The sequence below is a fragment of the Fibrisoma montanum genome, from assembly GCF_003583365.1.
In the GTDB taxonomy this organism is placed as follows: domain Bacteria; phylum Bacteroidota; class Bacteroidia; order Cytophagales; family Spirosomataceae; genus Fibrisoma; species Fibrisoma montanum.
The window spans coordinates 1,157,803-1,183,167 of record NZ_QXED01000001.1 but is presented as its reverse complement, the minus strand read 5'-3'; the positions used below and the strand labels follow the sequence as shown (position 1 = coordinate 1,183,167).

Here is a 25,365-nt window from a genome sequence, read left to right as displayed (position 1 = left end):
AACTATCGGCGCAAACGATGCCGCTAAACACCAGCGGGGGAGCGGCAACCCTTGGTAATAACCCATCGGTAGTAAATCCTTCGCCGGCACCGACTGGGGGAGTGACGTTGCCGGGACAAGCGCCGTCTGTAAGTGGGGCTAACCCGATGCCCTCGACGCCCGACCTGATTCAGGCTGGAATTAATCGCTTTGGTGACCCCACGCTGGAGTCGCTGGTGAGGCAGGGACTGGACAACAGCCCGAACCTGCGCACGGCCGTAAGCCGGATTGAAGAGGGGCGCATTCGTCTGCAGCTGGCTCAGTCGTTTCTGTTACCGTCGGTCCGGAGCAGTGCCCTAATTACAACCCAGAGCCTGTCCGAGCACCGGCCCATCGCCATTCCGACAGCCGCCGACCGCTTGCCCCGCTTCCAGTTAAATACGTTCCAGCTGCTGCCGATTGATGCCAGCTACGAAATTGACCTGTTCCGGCGAATTCGCAGCTCCATTGCCGTGGCTTCGCTGCAGATACAGGCATCGGAAACAGACTACCGAATCCTACGGCTGATTCTGGCGTCGGATGTAGCCCGGTTCTATTACCTGATCCGGGGCAATGATACGGAGCAGGCTGTTTTTCAACGCAACATCCGGTCGCGGGATACAACCATTGCCATCATTCGCGAACGCTTCCGGGCCGGGCTGATCAACCAGATCGATGTTCAGCGGGCCGAAACCGACTACGCCAATCTGCAGGTTCAGCTACGGGGGCTCCAACGGGTCCGGACCGAACTGGTAAACGGTCTGGCTCAGCTTTGTGCACAGGACCCCACTACGTTCCGGCTCGAACCGGGAACGCTCCCCGATGCGCTACCAACTCTGTCGTACAGCAGCATCCCCGCCGACCTGCTTCGTCGTCGGCCGGATTTACAACAGTTTGAAAAACAAACTGAAATTGCACAGGCTCAGGTACAGGTGCTGCAGGCCACTACGTTGCCCCGGGTGACGGTAGTTGGCTCGGGTGGATTGCTCTCGGGGCAGATCGGTCCGTGGGTTACGCCCAGCAGCGCTACGTATCTGGTGGGGGTCAATGCGTCGGTACCGCTCTACGAAGGGCACCGGAACCGTCAGAACGTGGCCTTATCCAGGCAGCAGGTACAAACCAATCAGCAGGCCTACCAGCAGGCGCTGCAGGTGGCGCAACGGGAAGCCGAAACGGCAGTGGATAACCTCACAATATTACGGCAGCAGATTGAGCAGCAGAGCCAGGCGTTGACGCTGGCTCGCCGGACGGAGCAGTACAATCGGGAGCTTTACGTGCGGGGACTAACGACGTACCTTGAGGTACTGGACGCACAACGGACGGTGCTTAGCAGCGAACTCCAGCTGGTACAGCTTCGAAGCCAGGAAGCGCAATACGTAGTTGCCTTGCTCAGGTCACTTGGTGGGGACTTCTGATTTATAAAATCTCTGTTACTATATACATTTTGTTTGTTGACCAGCCGCTGGCTGTGTAATTTGGCCACTGTGCTTTGCCTTGCCTAAGAAACCGGCAGAATTCTAAACTTTTGTGGTAACTTCGGGGTAGGAGTAATGCAACTCCAGTGCAACAATAACCCTTCAATCAAGTCAGTATATCAATGAACCATACGTATGTAGTTATTATGGCGGGTGGCGTAGGAACGCGCTTCTGGCCATTCAGCCGTTCAAACTATCCCAAGCAGTTCCATGATGTATTAGGCACCGGCCGGACCCTGCTCCAGCAAACAGCCGATCGGTTCGACGGTATATGCCCTCCCGAAAATATCTTTATCGTTACCAGCGATAAGTACCGGGAATTGTGCAAACAGCAGTTGCCGCAACTTTCGTACGACCAGATTCTCTGCGAACCGATTGCCCGAAATACCGCCCCGTGTATTGCTTATGCCTGCTATAAAATCGCCCAGCGCGATCCGGAGGCAAACGTCGTGGTGGCACCTGCCGACCACATTATTCTGAAACAGGAAGAGTTTCAGCGTACGATCCAAACGGCTTTGGACGCTACCCGGGGTCAGGACATTCTGGTAACCCTCGGTATCCAGCCGAGCCGGCCGGATACAGGATATGGCTATATTCAGTACGTGCCGGATACAGACAGCCCGATCAAGAAGGTAAAGACGTTCACCGAAAAACCGCACCTTGAACTGGCGCAGCAATTCATTGAAAGTGGTGAGTTTGTCTGGAATGCCGGTATCTTCGTCTGGAATGCACAAGCCATCATCAAAGCGTTTGAGGACCATTTGCCTGAGGTAGCCGAAATCTTCGCTGAGGGTAAAGATGTGTATTACTCTGATCAGGAGCAGCCTTTCGTCGATAAAGCGTACTCGCACTGCAAAAGCATTTCCATCGACAATGGCGTGATGGAGCGGGCTGATAACGTACACGTTGTGCTGAGTGATTTTGGCTGGTCTGATCTGGGCACCTGGAAGTCGTTATATGAGGTATCAACAAAAAATGATGATCTGAATGTAATCGACGGTCACATCATGCTGTATGACACCCGCAACTGCATCATCAAAACGCCAAAAGACCGGCTGGTGGTAGTAAACGGACTCGATGGGTTTATCGTGGCCGAATATGATAACGTGCTGATGATCTGCCGCAAGGAAGAAGAGCAGAAAGTGAAGGCGTTTGTGGCCGATGCGAAAGAACGCGGAGCTGAATTTGTGTAAGAAAAGTTCGCAAACGTCGTTTTGTTAGTCGATAGGCTGCGTCAGCACAGCGTGTTACGTAGCCTATCGACTCTTTCATTTGTAAACCTATCCTCATTGATCGTGCAAAGGCACCTTCTGGCCTGTAGCTGGCTGCTGGTAGTAGCCGGTTTCGTTATCGGTTGTAGCAGTGGCCCCACCGCCGGCTTCTCAACCGGCCCCGGCGACCCACGCGTGGTGGGTACGTGGCGATTGGCCGAGCGGGGCTTTTTTCAGGATTCCGTGTACACCATCCGGATAGATACGGTCAACTACAATCGGGATACTACCTTCTACGTCATCCGGCGATACGGCACAACGAATCCCCAGACCCTGACGTTTGAACACGATGGCAAGCTGACCACCGAGGGCAGCGAGGTTTCATACTATCGGCCAATCAACAATTACCGCGTTGATCCCGACGCTCTCCGGCCCGATTCGGATACGCTCCGGCTCAATCTGTTCATTTCGACCAACGGTGCAAACGTGCGTTTTCAGCAGGCCCTGCGCGTTCGGCAGGACTCGCTGCTGATCATTCCTCCCTGCAATGCCTGCTACATCAAGTTCGTACGGTCGCAGTGACAGCCCGGCTTACCCGTTTTGCCAGCCCTGGGCGCGGATAGGCGTTTGCTGACCGGCTTTTGTTGCCAGTACAATCTGCGACGGATCAGCCGTGATGTAGCCGATAGCCGTAATGCGGGAGTTGTTCTGCAACCGCTCGAATTCTTGCGGCCGTACCGTGAACAATAGCTCGTAGTCCTTCCCGCCGTTCAACGCCGACGTAACGGGACTTATCTTGAATTCGTCAGCCGCCAGATACGTCTGGTCGTCGATAGGGATGTTTTCGTCGAAGATAACTGCCCCTTTGTTCGACTGGCGGCACAGATGCAGCAGTTCCGAAGCCAGCCCGTCTGAGATATCGATCATGGCCGTGGGTACTATGTTCAGGTCCCGAAGTTCATGCACAACGTCGGTGCGGGCGTCGGGACGTAGCTGGCGCTGAATCAGGTACGACCGTTCTTCCGACAGGCTTGGCTGCATGTTCGGATCGGCCAGAAACACCTGTTTTTCACGCTCCAGCAGTTGCAGGCCCAGATAAGCTGCGCCCAGGTCTCCCGTTACGCAGATAACATCGTTAACCTGAGCCGTGCTGCGGTAGGTAATTCGATCTTTGGGTACCTTACCCAGCACGGAAATTGAGATGATCAGCCCCGACCGCGAAGTGGTGGTGTCGCCCCCAACCAGGTCTATGTTGTACGCTTCGCAGGCCGCCCGGATACCATCGTAGAGTTCATCGACAGCTTCGACCGGGAAACGGCTGCTTAGCCCTACGGATACCGTAATTTGCACCGGCAGGCCGTTCATAGCTGCGATGTCAGATACGTTTACAGCCACCGCTTTAAAGCCGAGGTGTTTCAGGGGAACGTAGGTCAGGTCAAAATGGACGCCCTCGACCAGCATGTCCGTCGACAGCAATCCGTAGGCATCTCCCCAGTCAAAAACGGCTGCGTCGTCGCCGATGCCCCGGATGGTTTCCGGGTGGGTTGGTGCGGCCGTGGCTTGTCGAATGCGGTCAATTAATCCTATTTCGCCAAGTGCATTCAGATCAGTCATGGTTAAATTAAGGCTGGACTACCAACCAGACAATAGAAAGGTGGCAGTCAGAACGATGAAATGGAACAAAAAAGCCGTTCCGTCTGATGAACGGAACGGCTTAAAGTAAGAATTGGTTTGCGGGCCTTACGGATTCGACAGGGTGTACTTATTAGTCGAGTTACCCGTTTTCTGGCTCTGCGACGACCGCGTCAGCACTAATTCGTTGTCGCTGATTGAGTTGATTGTAAACTCAATGGTACCCGTAGTACCGGTAGGCTGAGGGTTTAGGGAAGTCAGTGTCAGTTTTGAATCCGTTACCGTGTATTGGCCAACGAACGTATTGCCATCGAACTCGGTATAACGGGCCGTCGGTGCGTTAACCAGATCAAGTCTGAAGTTCGAATACGTAGGCCGAACGGGAGCAGGGTTGGTAACGCCCCGGCTATACACCACCACACTATTCTCTTCCACGATCCGGGCCGTCCAGATTTTGGCAATCCGCTCGGTGATAGGTGGCGTTTTTTCCTTGCTGCAACCTGTCAGCAGACCTACCAGCGCTACTATAGTGAATAATAAGGGGAGAGAAGTCTTTCTCATGGTTAATCGTTGCATGTAAACAGAAGTGGCTAAAGTTACGCTAAATTTGTGTTCACCCACAATCTAAAGTGAGCAATAATTATTCCGATTGACTAAACGGACGTATGCATTCTACTGATCTGCCGTTGCTGACTCCGTATACGCGGTCCCAACTGGCACTCCGCAACGGCAGCGACCGCGACGAAATCTGGTGCGCCTACCAGGGCATCATCTACGACGTATCGGCATCAAGGCTCTGGCGCAACGGCAAACACTACGAACACTGGGCCGGGCAGGACCTTACCGCCGAACTGACCGATGCCCCGCATGCCGACTGGGTTTTTGCCAAATTCAAAGCCGTAGGTCGGTTAATCTAATTCATTTTCGCGAATCGTAGCACGTCCACTGGATCGTGCCTGGCGCCACATAAATTAAATTATATGATGCTCATTGCCGATAGCGGCTCAACAAAAACAGACTGGCGGTTAGTAACTGCCAATGGTTCTGTTCAGACCCTGCATACCGACGGATTTAATCCGTACTACCAGAATACAGAGACCATAATTGACCGCCTACGGTTGCAATTGCTCCCTCAAATTAACCGAGCGGCTGTTCAAAACGTATTTTTTTACGGAGCCGGGTGTAGTGGTCCCAGCGTAAACATCATAGTAGCCGATGCGCTCAGGGCAGTGTTCCCAAACCTGGTAACCGTCGACGTCAACAGCGACATGCTGGGCGCGGCCCGGGGGGCGGCTGGTCGGGAGGCTGCCATCGTGTGTATTCTGGGAACCGGCGCCAATGCCTGCTGCTGCACCGATGGGCAAATCACACGCGGCATTCAGACGCTGGGTTTCTGGCTGGGCGATGAAGGCAGCGGAGGGTATCTGGGCAAAACGCTCGTTCGGGATTATTTTCAGGAGCGGCTGCCGGACGACCTGCGCAGCGCATTCGCTGAACGCTACGCCCTGGATCGGGCTACTCTGCTGGAAAATGCCTACCAGAAGCCGTTTCCCAATCGCTACTTCGCTTCGTTCACACCCTTTCTGACCGAACATCTGGCTCATCCGTATGTTAATACGCTGGTGAAAGAAGCCTTCCGGTCGTTTCTGACCATCTACGTTCGTCGGTTTCCGGAGGCAGGTGAGTGGCCGGTTCACTTTGTCGGGTCCATTGCCTACTACTTTGCCGATCAGCTGAGTCAGGTAACGGCTGAGGAGGACATGACCGTAGGGCATATTTTGAAAGCTCCGGCTGAACGGCTGGTCGAGTTTCACCGTTTATAAAGCGTATTAAACGGCGGTCTGCCGTACTTTTGCAGATGTCGGACGTGAGCCATTAACCGCTGATGGCGTTGAAGGCCAGGCTCCGAAGAGTAAAGCGCAACCTGAAACAATGGCAAATCGATATTTTCTAAAAGTTAAAGACGTCGTTCGTGAAACGCCGGACGCCGTTACGATTACTTTCTGGCACCCCATCAACGAAGAAGTACGTTACCAGCCCGGTCAGTTTCTGACATTCCTGCTGAATATCAACGGGCAGAAGGTCCGGCGGTCGTATTCAATGGCCAGTTCGCCCCATGTAGACGTATCGCTGGCCGTATCGGTAAAACGCGTGCCGGGCGGTCTGGCGTCGAACTACCTCTGTGACCGTATCAAATCCGGCGACATTATCGAAACGCTGGAACCGATGGGAACCTTCGTTCCTAAATTGGATTCGCAGAACCGGCGGCTGGTCGTGCTGATTGGAGCCGGTAGTGGCATCACCCCTTTGTTCTCGATGGCCAAGTCGATTCTGCACGTAGAACCGGCCAGTCGGGTGTGGCTGATTTATGGAAACCGTACTAAGGAATCCATTATTTACAAGGCGCACCTGGATGCGATGGAGCAGGCCCACGGTAAAAATCGTTTCCAGGTGACGCACGTATTGAGCCAGCCCGGTTTTGGCTGGAGTGGCCTCGAAGGGAGGCTCAACCAGCATTCGCTGACAAAGCTGCTGGGTGAGTTGGATTCGTATCAGTTGCAGAATGCTACGTTCTATCTGTGCGGCCCGGATGGCATGATGGCCGAAGCCCGTTCGGCCCTGTCGTTGTTAGGTGTGCCGTCCGAGCGTGTGTACAAGGAAAGCTACGTAACTGCACCCGTTCCCGTTGGTGAAGTGGTAGAAGAGGCTGGGGCTGGTGGCGGTATCGTTGATGAGGATGGCGATCCGGAGATCACGGTGCTCTATGAAGGCAGTGAATATAAGTTCACGGTAGCCCCCCATCAGACGATCCTCGAAGCAGCACTGGAACTGGACATTGATCTGCCTTACTCCTGCCAGGCGGGGATGTGTACCGCTTGTCTGGGCCGTTGTACGTCGGGCAAGGTGAAACTGGATGAAGAAGACGGCCTGACCGACGCCGAACTGAAAGCGGGTTACGTATTAACCTGCGTGGCACACCCGCTGACAAGTGATGTGGTGATTGAAATCGACTAATACAAACCAAATCGGGCCGGATATCAATCCGGCCCGATTTGGTTTGTGACAGAAGTACTGATGCTGACTATTGGTTCGTGGCCGTACCCACTACGTTTACTACGGGTACAGGGGCAGTAGCGGTTGGTGTGCTATGCTTTCTGAACATAGCTGCCTGTACCCGAACCCGCTGCTGAGGATTTGCTTTGAACGTGAACGTAGCCTGTTCAATAGCCGGATGCTGATCGACTACCTTACCTAATTCCGCCAATGAAACGGCTCCTTCGGTTGCGGGATAAACAACGCTCGACTCTTTTGCCGGCTTTGGTGAGGTTGCCGGTTTTGCGGCTTTCGGGGTTCTACCGGGTCTTGGCGTAAGTCCTGGTCTCGGGGGTGCAGGGGCCATAGCCGGGGCTGGTACGCCCGGCATAATAACGGCTGGTACGCTGGGGACCGGGCCTGGAGCAGTGGCCATACCGGGTACAACAGGAGCTACGGGCGACAAGGCGCCACGTACTGAGCCAGGACGGCGTACTCTTGGTGTCGTTGTAGCACGTAGCGCTCTGCCGTTCAGGTTGCGGTTCAGATCAACGTTTAGCGTACGGTTTAACTTAATATTCAAGTTATCGTTGTACCCAAGTCCGTTCATCGACACCTCCTGTTCCAGCCGTTCCATCTTCCGCTGTAGCTCTTCCAGAGGTTTCTCGGCCTCCCGCAACTGCTTCTGAGCGTCTTCGATCAGCTGGTTATAGCGCTCTACGTTGCTCTCGCTGTCCTTTATTTTCTGCTCAAATTCCTTGAAGCGTTTTTCAAGCTCTTCGTCCGTTTTTTGTTCTTCACGTTGCAACTGCTCGCGTTGTTTTTCGATCAGTTCCAGCCGCTGCTGCATCGCGTTGTTTTTCTGTAGATCTAGCAGCGACATCCGGCGTTGCATTTCCTCCGCCTGAAATTCAGCCTTCTCCAACTGCCGGTGCAGAGTTTCCATCTGCGCATGATGTTGCTCCATCATGCGCCCCAGGCTATCCAGATGCCGGCGCTGATCGCCGAAATAGGTCTCAGGTAGTGAATCCAGTGCGCTGAGGGTTGGCAGTTTAACTTCACGGAAGGCATTACCGATGATACGGTTGTAGTCCAGCTTTCCAATGTTAGTCAGTACGCCTGCCATGACGGCTTCGTCTGCCGGAAAGGCACCGGCCGCGTTAGCCGCTTCAAACGCACTTTTTATGATCGTGTTGTAGTCCAGTTCACTCCAGACCGGTGCCAGCGTATCAGGCCGACTCGAAACCTTGTTTCCCTTTCCGGCTTCCAGCATGTGTTCGAGGATGTCCCGGTCGGTTTCGTTGGTAATCTGACTCAGTTGCAATTTGCCTTCCTTAAGCCGAACCAATTGCTCCTTCAACTGGCCAATACGTTGCGTCGACAACCGTTTGCCATGCCAGATCACGTATTCAATGTTGCTGTTGTCCAGCATCCCGAATTCCGTTTTGCCTTTTGGCTTGTGGCGAATGGTAGGTTCGGGCCGCTTTTCCTGGTTCACATTCTGCTGTACGGCGTAAACCGACGCGCTCATAAGCAGCAGGGTAGCCAGGGTCAGACCGGCCAGACTGCCATTCGACACGAGCGGGCGCGTTGGTACGCCCAGCACCCGCCGAACCCGGTGCAGTAGCTCCTGGCGCTTTGAGGCAAACGCAACGGCCAGGGCAGGGGCCTGTGCCAGCCGTAGTTCTTCAACGCGGGCCAGAGCCTGTGCCAGTACACGGCCATCGCCACAAGTCTCAACGGCCAGATCATCGCAGCAATGTTCGCGTTCTTCCCGTACGCGTGCCGATAGCCACCACAGGGCCGGATGGAAAAAATACAGTACCTCAACAACTGATTGCAGCAGGTTAACGGCGTAATCGTGTCGTTTGACGTGTGCCAGTTCGTGGGCCAATACGACCTCAACCTCCTGCATGCTCAGACCAGTGGTCAAACCAATTGGGAGCAGGAGAACCGGTTTCAGCATACCCACTACCATTGGAACGGCGATCTGCGCCGATTCGCGGACCTGAATAACCGACCGGATGGCCAGGCGTTCACGGAGCCGTTCCGTTAAGGCAATCAGCTGGACCGTAGCCGGTCGGGTGGCCGCCCGACGGAGTTGCTGCAGGTAGAGCCAGCCGCCCGTCAGCCGCAGACCAAAAACGGCTACACCCGTCAGATAAAGCATGACAAACTGGGTAAGGTGGCCTTCCAGAAATAGCAAAACCGACTGGTACCATGGCAGTTGGGTAGTTGCTGGCTGCCAGTGAACCGGCAGAGAGGCTAACAGAGCCGGTGAGTTAGCTACCGTTGCCAGTGCCGACGGTTGATAATACCAGCCAAATGTTAAGGCTGACACGAGTAGTTGAGCAAACAAAGCGGCTACCCCGATATGATAGCGGAGGTTGCTTGACCGCCCACGTAAAACATGGAGTCCAACGGCGGTTGGTAGAACAATGGCAAATCCCTGCCAGAGCGCGTGAAGTAACGTCCAGCCAAGTGCGTGGGCTACGGGGCCAGACAGGAAGTGTGAAAACTGCATATACTGAATGAGTTATACGCTTTATTTACCCGTTAGATTCATTGTTTATCAGGACTAGTCTGATCGAGCTGCTTCAGCAGATTTTTGATCTCGTCCAGCTCTTCGCGCGATGCTTTATGGTGGCCCAGCACCTGCATAACCAGTTTGGAAGCTGAACCGCGAAACGTAGTTTCGACAAATCGATCGACCAGGCTCCGCTGCGTATCTTCTTCACTGACGGCGGCCGTATACACATGCGACCGGGCGTCTTCCGTGCGGGTCAGCAGGCCTTTATCATACATAATCTGCATCAGCTTCAGGGCGGTAGTGTACCCAATGTCACGGTTTCGGCTTAGCTCCTCATGAATCTGCCGGACTGTGCTGGGGCCGTTCACCCATAATACGTGCAGAATCTCTAGTTCGGAGTCAGTTGGTTTTACCATAAACGTACGAATGATTTCGTAGTAAACATATACGAAGCTTTTCGTAAATGCAAGGCTTTGAACAAAAAACTTTTACAGCGGATTATTGTAAGGCATCAATCAGTATGCTTTTTTGCAGCTTTTACGAAACAGGCCGACGCCTATGCAACACATGATTCAGGATACAACGCTGGAAATACCTACCCGCCCATCCCGGCCGTTCATTGGGGAGGAGATGGATCTGAAAAGCTGGGACGACGTCAGACCGTTTTACGATGATCTGCTAAACCGGCCTATTGAGAATGCCGACGACCTGCGGCAATGGTTGCTTGACCGGAGTGAGCTAGAGTCCTATTTATCCGAGAATTTTGCCTGGCGGTACATTCGCATGACCTGCGATACGTCGAGCGAAGACCTGATTAACAAACTGAATTTTTTCATTGCCGAAATTCAGCCGCAAATGACGGCGTATGGGAATGATCTAGATCTAAAAGCCGTCAATAGCCCGTTCCTGAGCCAGCTTACCGACGCCGGCTACGACGTAATGGTGCGGGGCATGAAGAAGGCCATCGAAATTTTCCGGGAAGAGAACATCCCGCTGCAAACCGAAATGCAGACCGAAGAGCGGAAATATGGGGCTATTGCCGGAGCCATGACGGTGGTTATTGACGGAAAGGAAGTCACTCTGCCGCAGGCCAGCGATTTGCTGCAATCGACCGACCGGGCGGTACGTGAGGAAGCGTGGCGTAAAATCTGGGAACGGCGGTATGAGGATCACGAGCCGCTCGATGAACTCTTCGATCGGCTGCGTACGCTACGTCATCAGGTGGCTGTGAATGCCGGTTTTGCCAACTTTCGTGATTATGCGTTCGCAGCACTGGGACGGTTTGATTACACCCCCGAAGACTGTGTCAACTTCCATGAGTCGGTGGCCGGGGCAGTGGTTCCTTTATTGGACACATTGGCCGATGAGCGTAAACAGAAACTGGGCGTTGATCCTTTGCGGCCTTGGGATTCGAAGGTTGACCCTGATGGACATCCGCCCCTGAAACCATTTACATCAGGCAGCGAGCTACTGGAAAAAACAATTGCCTGTTTTGATCGGCTCGATGTACAGCTTGGCAACTACCTGCGCATCATGCGGGCCATGGGTCATCTGGATCTCGAATCGCGGAAGGGTAAAGCCCCCGGCGGTTATAACTACCCACTCGAAGAGGTTGGCGTTCCGTTCATTTTTATGAATGCTACGTCGAGCCTGCGCGACCTGGTCACGATGGTACATGAAGGCGGGCACGCGGTCCATTCGTTCCTGACGCGGGAACTTCCGCTGAAGGCTTTCCGGAACCCGCCCATGGAAGTAGCCGAACTGGCTTCAATGAGCATGGAGTTGCTGTCGATGGACCACTGGGACGTATTTTTCGATAATCCGGACGAACTGCGCCGGGCCAAACTCCAGCATCTTGAATCGATTATTGAAACGTTGCCCTGGGTTGCTACGATCGACAAGTTCCAGCACTGGATTTACGAAAACCCTGGGCACTCAATAACGGAGCGACAGCAAAACTGGCTAAAGATCTACGACCAGTTCAGCGATAACGTAACCGACTGGTCTGGGCTGATGGCATTCAAGACCTATATCTGGCAACGGCAGCTGCACCTGTACGAAGTGCCGTTCTATTACATTGAATACGGCATTGCGCAGTTGGGAGCCATTGGTGTCTGGCGTAACTACCGGAAAGACCCGGTGTCAGGTCTGCAAGGCTACAAGGCGGCTCTGAGTCTGGGTTACAAAGCGCCGATCCGGACAATCTATGATGCGGCTCAGGTTCCGTTCGATTTTTCACGGGAGCACATTCAGGAACTAATCGGCTTTGTATGGCAGGAAATTGAGCAGTTAAAGAAGTCGTAGTGGGGATGTAATAACTCGTTGTAAAAAACTGCGAACGAATGACGGTTGACTGACGACTGTTTACTAATTTTGCGGAATCAATTCGTAACCAGCTTGCTATGAAAAGCGCATTAAGTAAAGGATTACTGGTCGTCGCGGTACTGTCGCTGGCGTCTTGTGATTACCAGAAATATAATACTATTCGGCAGTCTGACTATCGGGGCAACGACCCGTATGTATACGGTCCTAACAAAGATTCAGCTGCTATTCAGTCAAAATACAAGTACACGCCAAATCCAGCTCTGGAAGAGCGGACGCAGAAAATCCGCGAAAAACTGTTTGGTGCCGGTACAATCGGTGAAGGCGCGTAACAGCCCAGCCGTTACTGTACTGTTCGTATTGATGAACCTTGCAAAAAGCGATGTGTAAGCTGTTGTGGCTCATGCATCGCTTTTTTGTAGCTCCTCTTTTTAGGTAGCGGTTCTTTAAATATAATTTTTTTACGTTACTTTGGCCGCCTAATCAGTCTTTGATTGGACTTTTTGGGTAAAGAAGCTATAATAAAACCGCACAAAGGTTATGAATATCGCACTGGTTACAGGATCAGCCGGGTTAATTGGCAGCGAAGCCGTTGCTTTTTTCGCCGATAAGTTCGACGCTATCATTGGCATCGACAATAATATGCGCCAGTACTTCTTTGGCCCCGACGGCTCCACCGAGTGGAACCGCAACCGCCTGGCCGATTCCTACGCCACTTACAAACACTACACGGCCGACATCCGTGAGGTCCCTCAACTGGAGCCCATCTTCCGCGAGTACGGGGCTGACATCAAGCTCGTGCTGCACACGGCCGCCCAACCCAGCCACGACTGGGCCGCCCGCGAGCCCTTCACCGACTTTGGGGTCAACGCCGTCGGCACGCTGAACCTGCTGGAGATGACCCGCCAGTACTGCCCCGAAGCTGTTTTCATCTTCACCTCTACCAACAAGGTCTATGGCGACAACCCCAACTTCCTGCCCCTGATCGAGACCGAAACCCGCTGGGAGATCGACCAGACCCATCCCTACTTCGCCAACGGGATCGATGAGCACATGAGCCTGGACCACACCAAGCACTCCATCTTTGGAGCCTCGAAGGTGGCTGCCGACATCATGGTGCAGGAGTATGGCCGCTACTTTGGCATGAAGACGGGCGTGTTCCGGGGGGGCTGCCTGACGGGACCAAACCACTCGGGGGCTCAGCTGCACGGCTTTCTGTCGTACCTGATGAAATGCGCCATCACCGGCAACCAGTACACGATCTTCGGCTACAAGGGCAAACAGGTACGTGACAACATCCACAGCTGGGATCTGGTGAACATGTTCTGGCACTTCTACCAGAACCCACGTCCGGGCGAGGTGTACAACGCCGGCGGAGGTCGCTACGCCAACTGCTCGATGCTGGAGGCTATTGCCTTGTGTGAGGAGATTTCAGGCAACAAAATGAACTACACCTACTCAGAAACGAACCGGATTGGCGACCACATCTGGTACGTGAGTGACCTGAGTAAATTCAAGCAGCACTATCCGGGCTGGCACTGGACGTTCGACCTGAAAGAAACGATGGTACAGATCCATGACAGCATGGCCGCCCGGCTGGCTGTCGTTAAATAACATGTTGTAGATTATTAAAAATGTCAGTCGCAAAGGCTGACATTTTTAATTTTGCACTTATGCCAAGTTTTGACACATACCCAATTCTGTACTGGCTGCCTGTTTATGTACTGTGTTGGGGTGGTTTGTGGTTAGCTATTAATGCCAAAGTCAGCCAACGAACCTTTCTGGTAGCTGCAATGGCATTGCTGTTCTTGCTCCGGTTGCCCAGTATTGTCTATAACTACGAAATCAATCCGGACGAAAGTCAGATGATTACGCAGGCTATGACTCTGCGGCAGGATCCGGTTTATTTTAGATCAGTCGATGGAACCACCGGCGGACCGCTGGACAGTTATTTCTTGATTCTCCCGGGCCTGATTGGCTTCCCGTTCGATTATATTACAGCCCACCTGACGGCTTTTGGTCTTGTTGCCCTGAGCTTCTGGCTTTTGTTCCAGACCACCACGCACTGGTTTGGTTCAGCGGCTGCCCGGGTGGCGTTCTTGCCGTTTGTGTTTACGTTTGGCTTCACGCAGAACGGTGATTTTCTGCATTATAATAGCGAACTGGTGCCTTTGGCTCTGCTAAGTGGGTCCTACTATCTGTACGCAAAGCTTCTGGCGAAAACAAATCCTTCAATCTGGCTTATTGCCCTGATTGGGTTGCTCCTGGGGATGGTTCCGTTCGGTAAGCTGCAGGCCGTTCCGCTGGCTGGCGTAGTGGGCTTGTTTGTCGGGATAGACATTCTTACGCGCCGTGAGCAATCACCTATGGCCAAAGCGGTACAACTCGGCGCACTGGCCGGCGGAAGCGTATTCTTTCCGTTGCTATTTGTTGGTTTAGCCAGGCTGAACGGCGTGTATGATGACTTTGTGACGTTCTACATCATCGGAAATTTTAAATACGCCAACAATTCTGACCCAGTACAAAATCTGCTTCGCCTGCCCGAATTTTTCAAAAAAGGCAGCGAATTTGACTGGCTTGTAAAGGTAACGCTCGGCGTCTGGCTCGGCGGGATGATCTACAGTCTGCGGCAGGGAAGTAAAGCCCATACCGATACCTTGAAAGTAAGCGGGTTTATTGGGATTCTGCTGGCCGCTACGTTATATGCCATTACCCGAACCGGTTCCGAATACGTACACTATTTGTACTTACTGACCGGTCCGTTATTTTTTGTGCTGGGCTTGGGCTGGCAGCGGCTGGGTATCAATGAGGGGAAAAATCACTGGGTAAGTGTGGGAGTAACGGCGGTTTTTCTGTTGCTTTTCGGCATACAGGCGGGGTTGAATTATCGGCGAGGTATCGCCATCAATGCCTACCCGTCTGATCAGCAGCAGGGCTGGGTTGTGCAGCCCTCGCCGGTTTCCAAAGCAGTCCTATCGTATGCAAAACCGGGCGAGAAACTGGCCGTCTGGGGCTGGCGGTGTGACTATTACGTGCAAACGCAGATGCCGCAGGGTGTTGCTGAGAATCACACCATTCGAAGTGCGTTTGAGCATCCTTTACAGGCTATCTATCAGCGTCGGTACGTATCAGATTTCGTACGTTCGTTTCCACCGGTTTTTGTGGATGCGGTTGGTAGTCAAAACCTGTGGATGACCGACCGCCGGACGCATGGGCACGAAATGATAAAGCCCTTAAAACAATTTGTAGATGCTCATTATCGATACATCGGTCTGGTGAATGATACCCGTATTTATGTTCGGGAGGATCGGGTAAAAGCCGTAAAACAAGATACCCTTGCGCACCAATATTAATGTACCCACTACTTTATTTTAATGAACTACGACCGTATTTATCAATACCGATTCCAGCAGGTCTCGCACGATAAGAAGAAAGTTATCTGGAAAATCATTGCTAACTATTTCTACGAAGAACTAGACCGTCCGGTCCGGATTCTGGATTCGGCTGGTGGCATGTGTGAGTTTATCAACGCTGTACCCAGTGAAGAGCGCTGGACAGTCGATATTGTCGATGAAGTCCGCAAGTTTGCTGCTCCGGAGGTGAAACTGGTCATAGGAGACGTATTAAAAGTAGAACTTCCCGAAAACTATTTCGATGCGGTTTTTATCTCCAACTTTCTGGAACACCTGCGTAGCCAGGAAGAGGTCGCTTTTTTTCTCGAGCGGATGTACCGCTGCCTCAAGCCAGGTGGAAAGCTGGGGGTAATCGGTCCAAATTTCAAATACTGCTATCGGGAGTATTTCGACTTTGCAGATCATACGGTTGTGTTGTCAGAGCTGGGCGTAGCCGAGCACCTCTACGGGGCCGGCTTTAAAATCAATAAGTCGTTTGCCCGTTTCCTGCCGTTGTCATTCAGGGGGGGCTTGCCCGTCCATCCATTTTTGGTAAATCTATACATGCGCATGCCGTTTGTATGGTGGGTACTGGGCAAACAGTTTTTATTTATTGCGGAGAAAGTGCCCTTTGAAAATGCAAAAAATTAATTGAGGTGAAAAAGGAGGAAAGGGATGCTAACGTCTCTTTCTCCTCTCTTTCCTCTTTCTCATACCATGTGGACTAAACAAGGACTGATTTACAAACCGGACGGTTCTAAACCGTTCAGCCGGACCCACGCTCAGGTTCCCTTCGGCTTTCCGATCGAGAACAAGCTGCGGGTCTATTTTGCTACCCGCGACGAAAAAAGCCAGTCATCGACATCGTTTGTTGAACTGAATCCAGATGACCTGAGCGAAGTCGTATACATTCACGACAAACCTTGCCTGACGAACGGAGCCGTGGGTATGTTCGACGAATCCGGGGCAATGCCGTCGTGGTTTTTACCGGTCGGCGACGAAATCTGGTTGTATTATACCGGTTGGAATCGTAGTGAAACGGCCAGTTATCGACTTGGCATCGGGTTGGCGGTCAGTCGTGACGGAGGTCTTACGTTCGAGCGAAAGTATACAGGGCCGTTACTCGATCGGTCTATTTATGATCAGGTCTGGGTAGCGCAGCCATGCGTTGTCCGCGAAGGTGATCGCTGGCGGATGTGGTACCTGTCCTGCACGAAAATCGACGTAATTAACGGCCATCCGGAGCCATTCTACGATGTTAAATACGCCGAGTCTGAAGACGGGGTTCGGTGGGAGCGTACGGGGCAGGTATGCGTCGGTTATGACGAATTTACGGACGCCATCGGTCGACCAACGGTGTATAAAGACGGGGATATGTACAAAATGTATTTTTCCTATCGTAACGCGACGAACTACCGTACCGATGTGCAGCGGAGCTACCGAATTGGCTATGCTGAATCAAAAGACGGCATCAACTGGAACCGGAAAGATAACCTCGCCGGCATCGAACGGTCGGCCGATGGCTGGGATTCATTGATGATGGACTACTGCCATATCTTCCCCCATCGTGACCAGTGGATAATGTTTTATAATGGAAATGGCTTCGGGGCGTCAGGATTCGGGTATGCAACGCAACCAATTAACGGCTAAAAATCGTTCTTACACCAGCTTTTCCCGGTTAGTTACGGACTAAGGAGTAAAGTCACCGGAATGACTGACATTCATCAGCTTCCAGCGTTTGTATTCTAAAAAGTTACTATCCTACTTTTGCACTAAATCTGCAGTGATAGACTATGAAAGAACTGTCGAAGTACTTATTACAGGTTAACGCCGAGTTTAAGAATGGCGAGATCGTAACTGAGATTCCGTATGAGGAGGTGATGCGCTTGGTCAACGAGCCGAATATCGTCATCGTCAGAACGAATATTCCCGAAGAAACACTCCAGAAAGCCGTTGACGCGACGCGTGCCTGGGCCGAGAAAACCCCGCTTGCCGAAGGACCTGATACGTTTGTGAACAACCAGCATAAGCGTCGTCTGCACATTGCCAAGATCCAGCAGGCTCCGCAGCTCTTTCACGACCATACGTTCGATGATGTGGCTAATCTGGAGGAAGAGTATAAAAAAGACTTGCTGGCCATTTTTGACCCGATGCGCAAGTTCTGGAATGCGCTGACGGGCAATCAGGAAGCGTTTGGTTTTAAGGAAGGCGATGCTTACTTCCACCCGCAGGTTACCCACTATCCTATGGGTGGAAGCTTTTTCGGGCGGCACTGGCACCCGCTGAACCCGCAGAAAGTTGGCCAGATTCTGGCGCTTAATCAATACGGCCGCGACTACCACTCGGGTGGTACCGGCTACGTGATCAATGACACCGTCATTGAAACGGAAGGCTTCCAGGATATGGGCGATTTGCTGCTGTTCCGCTATGATCTGCCGCACTGGGTGAGCCCGTCGAGCTTTGCCGACCGGTTCAGCTGGGACGATCCGCGTGGGCGTTGGGTAGCAATTCTGCCGTTCTACAATCCATGGGGAACTCCGGCCGAATACAAAGAGCCTCAGGGCTGGAAAGAGCAGATTCAGGCTGCCAAGAAAGCAACTACGGAAGCTACCGTATAATCGAGAAATAAGGATAGGCAGGTGACGTTCACTCGCCTATTCGTTTTTATCTTTGTAACCAACTGTGAACCCGGTTCGAGCTTCAGCCGGGTTTCCGTTTTATACATGATTAAAGTCAGCGTTCTGATCATTACGTACAACCAGCGGAAATTTATTCGTAAAGCCATCGACAGTGCGCTTGCGCAGCAAACGACGTTTCCTGTCGAGATTCTGGTTGGCGACGATTTTTCGAGTGATGGTACGCGGGAAATTATTCAGGAGTACGAACGGCTGTATCCCAATCAGGTTATTGGTGTGCTGCATCCGCGGAATATGGGCAAAAACGGGGGAATCAACTTCCTGGAAACGCTCAGGCTGGCAAAAGGGGAGTACTACGCCCTGATGGATGGTGATGACTACTGGACCGATTCGCTCAAATTGCAGAAACAGGTTGACTTTCTGGACGCTCATCCCGAGTGCTCGACGGTGTTTCATAATGCGCTCATTACCTACGAAGACGGCACGCCTTCCCATCTGGTGAACGGCGACGATATGAAACCGTTCTACACCGTCGATGACCTGATCGGCGAAGACGAAATCTGGTTCATGGCTACGTCAAGCACCATGTACCGGAACAACATTAAAGAGTATCCGGCCTGGTTCCGGGAGTCATCAAGTGGCGACATTCCGCGCCTGATACTCAAGGCTAAACTGGGGAAAATCGGTTACATTCCGGACGTTATGTCGGTATACCGCAAAAACCGGGGAGGGGCCAGCTACGCTGATAATTACTACGATGAAACCTTCCTGCGAAACCGGATTCAGATGTACCGCGATATTAATCGTGAACTTGATTTTAAATACGACCGGGTGCTCCGCAGAAACATTGCGCGGTATTACCGGATGATGCTGGACGCGAAGCAGTATAAGAAGAGCTATTTCCGCCGGGCTTATTACGCCCTGAAATATCTGCACTTGGGCCGGCCGCAGTGGGATAAAACAAAAGTGGTTATCCGCGATTACTTATTGCCCGCTCCAATCAGTAAACTATACAGTAAGATCCGGCTGCTGCCGTACCAGCAGTGACAACTGAGTTATTTTCGCCCTGTCGAAAATCCATTAACTTTATCAGTCAAACTCCTCATTAGTAGATTATCTATGAAATTAAGCGTCGTCATACCGGCTTATAACGAAGAAGAGTCGCTGCCGCCTACCCTGCGCACGCTCTACCAGACGCTGGCCAAACACGGAATTCCGCACGAGATCTGCGTTACGAACGATAACTCAAAAGACGGTACCCTGCGTGTGTTGCAGCAACTGGCCGAAACCGAAATACCGACGCTGGTTTACTACACTAACCCGGGGCCTAATGGCTTTGGATATGCCGTGCGATACGGCCTGGAGCGATTTACGGGCGATTGCGTAGCCGTGTTTATGGCCGATATGTCTGACGATCCTGAAGACCTGGTCAGGTTTTACAACAAGATGCTGGAAACCAATGTCGACGCTGTATTTGGCTCGCGTTGGGGAAAAGGCGGCAAAGTGATCGATTATCCGCAGGTTAAAAAGTACATAAACCGCCTGGCCAACTTCATAATCAGAATGGTTGTCGGGATCAAGTACAACGATACCACGAATGCGTTTAAGCTCTATAAGCGGGAAACGATGGAAGGGCTAAAGCCGTTTTTATCGCCCCACTTTAACCTCACCGTCGAACTGCCCTTGAAGGCAATCGTTCGTGGCTACAGCTACGCGGTTGTGCCGAATAGCTGGACGAACCGAAAGTATGGTGAGTCAAAACTGAAGATCAAGGAAATGGGGAGCCGTTACTTTTTCATCCTCATGTATTGCCTGATTGAGAAGTACTTCTCCAGGGGCGATTTCCGGAAAAAATCGCCCGCACCCGTCAGTCAGTCGGTTAGCCGGTAAGTACAGGCTAACTAAAAAAGCCTTTCAGCACTGGAAGCTGGTAAATAGCCAGCGTTTGAATTATAGCCCAGAAAGTGGCGCTGATGAGCATATACAGCAAAATCTGGCCTTTGTGTACTTTGAACGATACGGCCAGTACAGTCCCTCCGATTGGGGTGAGCACAAGAGGAGTCAGTAAAGCAATGCCTGCCAGCCCCGATGCTTTCCAGACCCGAATCGCCAGGCGTGTCCGGCGCGAGAACCGCTTTGGGCGCTGTTTCTGATACCGGCGCTTTAGGGCTTCCAGCGCGGCTCCTGCAAACGTAATCGCCAGCACGCTGAGCATCATCCCGGTAACGGTACAGATAGCCGTTTCCAGCCATGATAACCCCAGTGCCATCCCGGCGAGTGGACCGCCGATGAATTTGATTGTACTGGCAATGATAACCGAGAAATACTTGGCGGCCTGCATAACGTATCAGAACAATACTGGGGTTAAAGGGGACATTTTAGCCGGTAGTCCTGTTATCACCCTACCCATGTCAACCATAGACAACGTTCAAAATTAGCCGTTGTTTATATTATGCCTGTTATAAAATCTGCGTATCCTGGTTCGCCCCCGTTTTTATACAATGGTCATCTCCAGACGATCTTCCCGAGTGTCGTGCGCAAGGTTACGGGAGTGGTCTACGAACGCGAACGAATTGACCTCAACGACGGTGATTTCCTGGATCTCGACTGGCTTGAACGGGGTCAGCGCCAACTGGTCATTTTAACGCACGGCCTCGAAGGCGATAGTAACCGACAGTACATTCGGGGAGCAGCGAAATTGTTCTTTCAGCATGGTTTCGACGTACTGGCGTGGAATTGTCGATCGTGTAGCGGGGAAATGAACCGGGCGTTCCGGCTTTACAACCACGGCGAAATCGGCGACATTGGCGACGTAATTAACCATGCGCTGAGAACCCGACCCTACGAACAGATTGTACTGGTCGGCTACAGTATGGGCGGTAATATCACGTTAAAATACCTGGGTGTTCACGGGCGTCACCTGCCCGATGCAGTGCGGTGTGGTATTGCCATTTCGTCGCCCACCGATCTGGGTGCCAGCGCTCGTTTGCTCGATAGCCCATCGAACCGGTTCTACCGCAATCGGTTCATGAAAAAGCTTGTGCTGAAACTGCAACAGAAAGCGGATCGCTTTCCGGGTTCGATTGACATGACCAAGCTGCAATTGGTTAAGCGGTGGCAGGATTTCGACGATTTTTTTTCCGCTCCAGTCAATGGCTACCGCGATGCCGACGATTTTTATGAACAGGCCTCGGCTGTAAATTTCATGTCTGGGATCACCGTGCCGACACTGGTACTCAACGCTCAGAACGATCCATTGCTGTCCACGGAATGCTCGCCCGCATGGCTGGCGCAGACGCACCCGCTCATCCATCTGGAAACGCCCCGTACTGGCGGCCATGTCGGGTTTGTCGTAGCCCGCGATCCGTATACATACGCCGAACGCCGGGCACTTCAGTTTGCAACAACTCAAGTTATGTAGTAGGTTTTGGCTAGCAAAGCAGTATAATCGCGAGAGAAACGCTCTTCTTTTTGTATGACCATTGTTTACCCCGACGCGTATACACTCAATCCCGGCGATCTTGACTGGGCTCCTCTGCAGGCTTTAGGCGACGTAGTTTTTTACAATCATACTCCGGCCGATAAACTGGCAGAACGCATTAATGAAGCCGACGCCATACTGGTCAATAAAACCCGCCTTGACCGCAGCCTGCTCCAACAACTACCCAGACTCAAATATATTGGCGTCACGGCCACCGGCTACGACATTATCGACGTAGCAGCCGCACGGGAGCAGGGTATCGTTGTCACCAACGTAAAAGGCTACAGCACCGATTCGGTAGCACAGCAAACCTTTGCGCTATTGCTGGAATTGACCAACCACGCTGGATTGCACAATGAAAGTGTTCATGCCGGCGAGTGGGTTAAGTCGCCGGATTTTTGTTACTGGCGCACCCCTCTGGTGGAGTTGTCAGGAAAAACGCTGGGATTAGTTGGATACGGAGATATTGGCCGGAAAGTAGCTGAAATTGGCCGTGCGTTCGGGATGAACGTACTGGTGAACCGACGCCACCCAACTCAGGCGTCGGCGGATGGCGTCAGATTTGTTGACATTGAGACTGTGTTCTCCGAGAGCGACGTTGTGTCTCTGCACTGCCCGGCCACACCCGAAACAATTGGCCTGGTGAATTACCACCTGATGGCGAAAATGAAGCCGACTGCCTACCTGATTAATACCAGTCGGGGCAGTCTGTTTAATGAACCTGAAGTTGCTGACGCGCTGAATCAGGGATTGATTGCAGGTGCTGGAATCGACGTTTTATCAGTGGAGCCTCCCAAAGCAGATAACCCGTTACTGACGGCTAAAAATTGCCTGATTACTCCCCACGTATCGTGGGCAACTTTTGAAGCCCGGCAGCGTCTGCTGGCGCGGGTTGTTCAGAACTTGCAGGCGTTTCTGGATGGTAGCCCTATCAACGTAGTGAGCTAACTATACTCAATTAACGCACTACGTACTGGAAAGACGAATCAAGTCTTCGATCTGGTTAATAACGGTAGCGTTTTCAGGCATGTTGATGTCCTGCCCAACAATCTGGTAGCCCGTAAACAACATGTGCGATTCCGGAAAGCTTTTCGCCATACGGTCGACGTATGGTTGCACCTCATTATTGGAAGGAACCGACGTTATAGCCGTGAAAATGTAGTCCGGCCGGTGCACGTTATAAGCAAACACCAATTCGTTGAACGGCAGACTTTGTCCCAGGTAAATGACCTTGTTATAGCGGGCGCGAATGATATAATTGGCAAAAAGCAGGCTGATTTCGTGTAATTCACCTTCCGGTAAAAACAGCATATATTTCTTCCCGTTGGGTCGTTGCTTGCTCACCTGGCCGTCGATAGCCACGATGATTTTTTGCCGAATCAGGTTCGTGATGAAATGCTCCTGAGCCGGCCCAATCGACCCCGTCACCCACAGCGTACCAATTCGGCTCAGGAACGGATACACAATGTGAATCATCGTGTTTTCGAAGCCAAACTGGAGAATATTCGTACTGACAATCTTTTCAAAGCGCTCCTCATCCAGATCGATCATGGATATGGTAAGGGCGTGAATCTGATCCGGATAATTCAGCTGCTTGTCGGATATTTTGATAACCTCGCGGTACATCTCCTCAACCGACAACTTCGAAATCTCGGAAATTTTATATCCGTGATCTTTCAGCAGCGAAATATTCAACACCAGTTTCAGATCCTGATCGTCGTACGTTCGGATGTTTGTATCTGTCCGTTTGGGCGTAATGATATTGTAACGCTGTTCCCAGATCCGCAACGTATGGGCTTTGATGCCCGAAAGCTGTTCTAAGTCTTTTATTGAGTAATTACTCATGGAACAAGGTTGTTTCGATTTGGATGGTATCCGAAGGGTACGTACATATCAGTCCCAAAGACTGAACAGACACACGGCATGAAAAATAGTGACCAATCTACAAGTAACGAATCACTTAAACAAACATTCAGCCATTAAAAATAGCTACTTTTGTTTAATAAATCCGGGTTGATTGTTAAACAAGATAACTGTGCGTTTTGTTCACCTAGCCGTTTAATCGGAAAATCAGGCCGTGAAATAGGAAGAAGAAAAACTGCAGCAAGAGGAGCCAACCCGCCATTCGGTTGTCTTTTCGGAAGGGTAGTGCGAACCAGATACTGAGCAGAGCGAATGAAACCAACCACCAACCAACGTAATTCCGGAGCGGAACAGGCTGACCAAACCAGGTCCAGAAGTCGAGTTGTACAGCCACCGGTTCAATAAAAAAATCCAGCCCAACCATCAATGTAGCGGCCAGAACCACTTTCAGAAAAGTTGGAATACGGAGTCGGTTGCACAGCGAGCCGCAGCAGTACGACAAGGTAAGCCAGTTGATACCAATGACCGGTGGCACAGACCAAAGCTTAAAGCCTAATCCTGAACCATACGCATACTGACCAAAAATCAAGCCTGTCTGCACACCAAGTACCTCAATGAAATAGCCCGTCGCGATTGCTAAGAAAATATAGACATAAAAGGCTGGTTTCCAGTCGGTGTGGTACGCCAGCAGAACGGCTAGGGAGGCTACGAGCGTAATAGGGCTGAGGGGGCGAAAATAAGTAGCCAGATGAGGTACCTGTAACCCGATAATACCCGCCAGATACGCCAGAACCAGGATGGTAAGCACCTTAGCATGTTGGCGATCTGAAATGGAGAGACTCGTTGGCATGCAGTACAAACTACAAGTTTAGCCAGAAGGTTGCCCGTGGTCCACGAAAAAGCCCTGGTTTGGCCAGGGCTTTTTGAAGGGTGGATGATGGGGCTCGAACCCACGACCTTCGGAACCACAATCCGACGCTCTAACCGACTGAGCTACAACCACCGTTTTGGGACTGCAAAGATAATGATGAATTATTAATTTTGAATGGCTCTGAAGCGTTCCGTTTAAAAAAATCTTCGCCATTCTGATTAATAATTCATCATCAGTATTCAATTATTGCTGTTTTCCTTGCTGAAAACGCTTTTCAGCAGCGTTCCAGTCTACTACGTTCCAGTAAGCGGCAATGTAGTCGGGCCGACGATTCTGATACTTCAGATAGTAAGCGTGTTCCCATACGTCAAGACCAATGATGGGGAAGCCTTTTTGATCAGCTACGTCCATCAGCGGGTTATCCTGGTTAGGCGTTGAAACTACTGCCAGTTCGCCACCCTCTTTAACGATCAGCCAGGCCCAGCCAGAGCCAAACCGAGTAGTAGCCGCTTTCGTAAACTCTTCCTTAAAAGCGTCGAACGAACCGAACTTCTGGTTGATTGCATCAGCCAGTTCGCCTGTGGGCTGGCCACCGCCTTTGCCCGACAAGGTGTTCCAGAACAGCGTATGATTATAGTGGCCACCTCCGTTGTTACGCACGGCCGCCGGGGCCGTGCTGACGTTTGTCAACAGATCCTCGATGGATTTATTTTCCAAGTCAGTACCAGCAACAGCGTTGTTGAGGTTCGTCACGTACGCATTGTGGTGCTTGTCGTGGTGAATCTCCATGGTCTGTTTGTCAATGTGCGGTTCGAGCGAGTCGCTCGGGTAGGGTAGCGGTTCTAATACAAAAGCCATTGGACTAAGATAGTTAAAATGGAAGTTTGTTCGGTTGGGTTAA

General features: G+C 51.9%; 25 protein-coding genes and 1 tRNA gene. 17 read left to right on the top strand and 9 right to left on the bottom strand.

Going from position 1 to position 25,365, the window contains the following annotated elements; genetic code table 11:
- Positions 1–17 precede the first annotated feature (17 nt).
- The 3 genes from DYU11_RS05100 (at position 18) to DYU11_RS05090 (ending at position 3,286) form a co-directional block, all read left to right on the top strand.
- Entirely contained in the window at positions 18–1,433 is a 1,416-nt protein-coding gene (locus tag DYU11_RS05100; protein ID WP_119666521.1) for a TolC family protein, read from the top strand.
- 182 nt (positions 1,434–1,615) lie between these two features.
- Positions 1,616–2,686 carry a mannose-1-phosphate guanylyltransferase gene (locus tag DYU11_RS05095; RefSeq protein WP_119666520.1) on the top strand — a complete coding sequence of 357 codons (1,071 nt, stop codon included), beginning with the start codon at positions 1,616–1,618 and terminating at the stop codon, positions 2,684–2,686.
- A gap of 102 nt (positions 2,687–2,788) precedes the next feature.
- Positions 2,789–3,286 carry a hypothetical protein gene (locus DYU11_RS05090; RefSeq protein ID WP_229365698.1) on the top strand — a complete coding sequence of 166 codons (498 nt, stop codon included), beginning with the start codon at positions 2,789–2,791 and terminating at the stop codon, positions 3,284–3,286.
- A gap of 9 nt (positions 3,287–3,295) precedes the next feature.
- Here the strand turns inward: DYU11_RS05090 and thiL are convergent, their stop codons facing one another.
- Both thiL and DYU11_RS05080 read right to left on the bottom strand, forming a co-directional pair.
- A complete protein-coding gene (gene thiL / locus DYU11_RS05085; protein ID WP_119666519.1) occupies positions 3,296–4,318 on the bottom strand; it encodes a thiamine-phosphate kinase in 1,023 nt (340 codons plus the stop codon).
- A 126-nt stretch (positions 4,319–4,444) separates the two neighbouring features.
- Positions 4,445–4,897, bottom strand: a complete 453-nt coding sequence (locus DYU11_RS05080; RefSeq protein WP_119666518.1) for a hypothetical protein — start codon at positions 4,895–4,897, stop codon at positions 4,445–4,447.
- 104 nt (positions 4,898–5,001) lie between these two features.
- Between DYU11_RS05080 and DYU11_RS05075 the strand changes: the two genes are divergently transcribed.
- From DYU11_RS05075 to DYU11_RS05065, 3 genes are all read left to right on the top strand, one after another.
- Complete coding sequence (locus tag DYU11_RS05075) at positions 5,002–5,253, top strand: cytochrome b5 domain-containing protein (RefSeq protein ID WP_199736663.1); 252 nt, start codon at positions 5,002–5,004, stop codon at positions 5,251–5,253.
- A gap of 63 nt (positions 5,254–5,316) precedes the next feature.
- Positions 5,317–6,159, top strand: a complete 843-nt coding sequence (locus DYU11_RS05070) for an N-acetylglucosamine kinase (RefSeq protein WP_119666517.1) — start codon at positions 5,317–5,319, stop codon at positions 6,157–6,159.
- 109 nt (positions 6,160–6,268) lie between these two features.
- Positions 6,269–7,351, top strand: a complete 1,083-nt coding sequence (locus DYU11_RS05065; protein WP_119666516.1) for a ferredoxin--NADP reductase — start codon at positions 6,269–6,271, stop codon at positions 7,349–7,351.
- A gap of 67 nt (positions 7,352–7,418) precedes the next feature.
- Here the strand turns inward: DYU11_RS05065 and DYU11_RS05060 are convergent, their stop codons facing one another.
- Both DYU11_RS05060 and DYU11_RS05055 read right to left on the bottom strand, forming a co-directional pair.
- Positions 7,419–9,893, bottom strand: coding sequence for a M56 family metallopeptidase (locus DYU11_RS05060; RefSeq protein WP_119666515.1), 2,475 nt, complete (start codon positions 9,891–9,893; stop codon positions 7,419–7,421).
- 38 nt (positions 9,894–9,931) lie between these two features.
- Positions 9,932–10,315, bottom strand: a complete 384-nt coding sequence (locus DYU11_RS05055) for a BlaI/MecI/CopY family transcriptional regulator (protein WP_119666514.1) — start codon at positions 10,313–10,315, stop codon at positions 9,932–9,934.
- Between the two features lie 151 nt (positions 10,316–10,466).
- Between DYU11_RS05055 and DYU11_RS05050 the strand changes: the two genes are divergently transcribed.
- The 9 genes from DYU11_RS05050 to DYU11_RS05010 all read left to right on the top strand — a co-directional run bounded on the left by DYU11_RS05050 (position 10,467) and on the right by DYU11_RS05010 (position 20,139).
- Complete coding sequence (locus tag DYU11_RS05050; RefSeq protein ID WP_119666513.1) at positions 10,467–12,203, top strand: M3 family oligoendopeptidase; 1,737 nt, start codon at positions 10,467–10,469, stop codon at positions 12,201–12,203.
- Positions 12,204–12,301: 98 nt separating this feature from the next.
- Positions 12,302–12,553 (top strand): hypothetical protein, encoded by a 252-nt coding sequence (locus tag DYU11_RS05045; RefSeq protein ID WP_119666512.1) that lies wholly within the window; start codon positions 12,302–12,304, stop codon positions 12,551–12,553.
- 208 nt (positions 12,554–12,761) lie between these two features.
- Entirely contained in the window at positions 12,762–13,835 is a 1,074-nt protein-coding gene (locus tag DYU11_RS05040) for an NAD-dependent epimerase/dehydratase family protein (protein WP_119666511.1), read from the top strand.
- A 179-nt stretch (positions 13,836–14,014) separates the two neighbouring features.
- A complete protein-coding gene (locus DYU11_RS05035; RefSeq protein ID WP_229365697.1) occupies positions 14,015–15,574 on the top strand; it encodes a hypothetical protein in 1,560 nt (519 codons plus the stop codon).
- Positions 15,575–15,595: 21 nt separating this feature from the next.
- Positions 15,596–16,264 carry a class I SAM-dependent methyltransferase gene (locus DYU11_RS05030; RefSeq protein WP_119666509.1) on the top strand — a complete coding sequence of 223 codons (669 nt, stop codon included), beginning with the start codon at positions 15,596–15,598 and terminating at the stop codon, positions 16,262–16,264.
- A 66-nt stretch (positions 16,265–16,330) separates the two neighbouring features.
- Entirely contained in the window at positions 16,331–17,263 is a 933-nt protein-coding gene (locus DYU11_RS05025) for a glycoside hydrolase family protein (protein WP_119666508.1), read from the top strand.
- Between the two features lie 143 nt (positions 17,264–17,406).
- Positions 17,407–18,231, top strand: a complete 825-nt coding sequence (locus DYU11_RS05020; RefSeq protein WP_119666507.1) for a hypothetical protein — start codon at positions 17,407–17,409, stop codon at positions 18,229–18,231.
- A 105-nt stretch (positions 18,232–18,336) separates the two neighbouring features.
- Complete coding sequence (locus tag DYU11_RS05015; RefSeq protein ID WP_119666506.1) at positions 18,337–19,296, top strand: glycosyltransferase family 2 protein; 960 nt, start codon at positions 18,337–18,339, stop codon at positions 19,294–19,296.
- A 72-nt stretch (positions 19,297–19,368) separates the two neighbouring features.
- The gene (locus DYU11_RS05010) at positions 19,369–20,139 is read left to right on the top strand and encodes a glycosyltransferase family 2 protein (RefSeq protein WP_119666505.1); all 771 of its coding nucleotides are present in this window, start codon (positions 19,369–19,371) and stop codon (positions 20,137–20,139) included.
- A gap of 7 nt (positions 20,140–20,146) precedes the next feature.
- Here DYU11_RS05010 and DYU11_RS05005 read toward each other — a convergent pair whose 3' ends face one another.
- Positions 20,147–20,590 carry a hypothetical protein gene (locus tag DYU11_RS05005; protein ID WP_119666504.1) on the bottom strand — a complete coding sequence of 148 codons (444 nt, stop codon included), beginning with the start codon at positions 20,588–20,590 and terminating at the stop codon, positions 20,147–20,149.
- 111 nt (positions 20,591–20,701) lie between these two features.
- Between DYU11_RS05005 and DYU11_RS05000 the strand changes: the two genes are divergently transcribed.
- Together DYU11_RS05000 and DYU11_RS04995 are read left to right on the top strand one after the other, a co-directional pair.
- Entirely contained in the window at positions 20,702–21,670 is a 969-nt protein-coding gene (locus DYU11_RS05000) for a YheT family hydrolase (RefSeq protein ID WP_119666503.1), read from the top strand.
- A 54-nt stretch (positions 21,671–21,724) separates the two neighbouring features.
- Positions 21,725–22,678, top strand: a complete 954-nt coding sequence (locus tag DYU11_RS04995) for a D-2-hydroxyacid dehydrogenase (RefSeq protein ID WP_119666502.1) — start codon at positions 21,725–21,727, stop codon at positions 22,676–22,678.
- 18 nt (positions 22,679–22,696) lie between these two features.
- On the opposite strand, the gene DYU11_RS04990 is transcribed toward DYU11_RS04995, so the two are convergent.
- From DYU11_RS04990 to DYU11_RS04975, 4 genes are all read right to left on the bottom strand, one after another.
- Positions 22,697–23,575, bottom strand: coding sequence for a MerR family transcriptional regulator (locus DYU11_RS04990; RefSeq protein ID WP_119666501.1), 879 nt, complete (start codon positions 23,573–23,575; stop codon positions 22,697–22,699).
- Between the two features lie 205 nt (positions 23,576–23,780).
- On the bottom strand, positions 23,781–24,443 hold the full coding sequence (locus DYU11_RS04985; RefSeq protein WP_119666500.1) for a carotenoid biosynthesis protein: 663 nt from the start codon (positions 24,441–24,443) through the stop codon (positions 23,781–23,783).
- Positions 24,444–24,522: 79 nt separating this feature from the next.
- Positions 24,523–24,596, bottom strand: a tRNA-His gene (locus DYU11_RS04980).
- A gap of 111 nt (positions 24,597–24,707) precedes the next feature.
- A complete protein-coding gene (locus DYU11_RS04975) occupies positions 24,708–25,322 on the bottom strand; it encodes a superoxide dismutase (RefSeq protein WP_119666499.1) in 615 nt (204 codons plus the stop codon).
- Positions 25,323–25,365 lie beyond the last annotated feature (43 nt).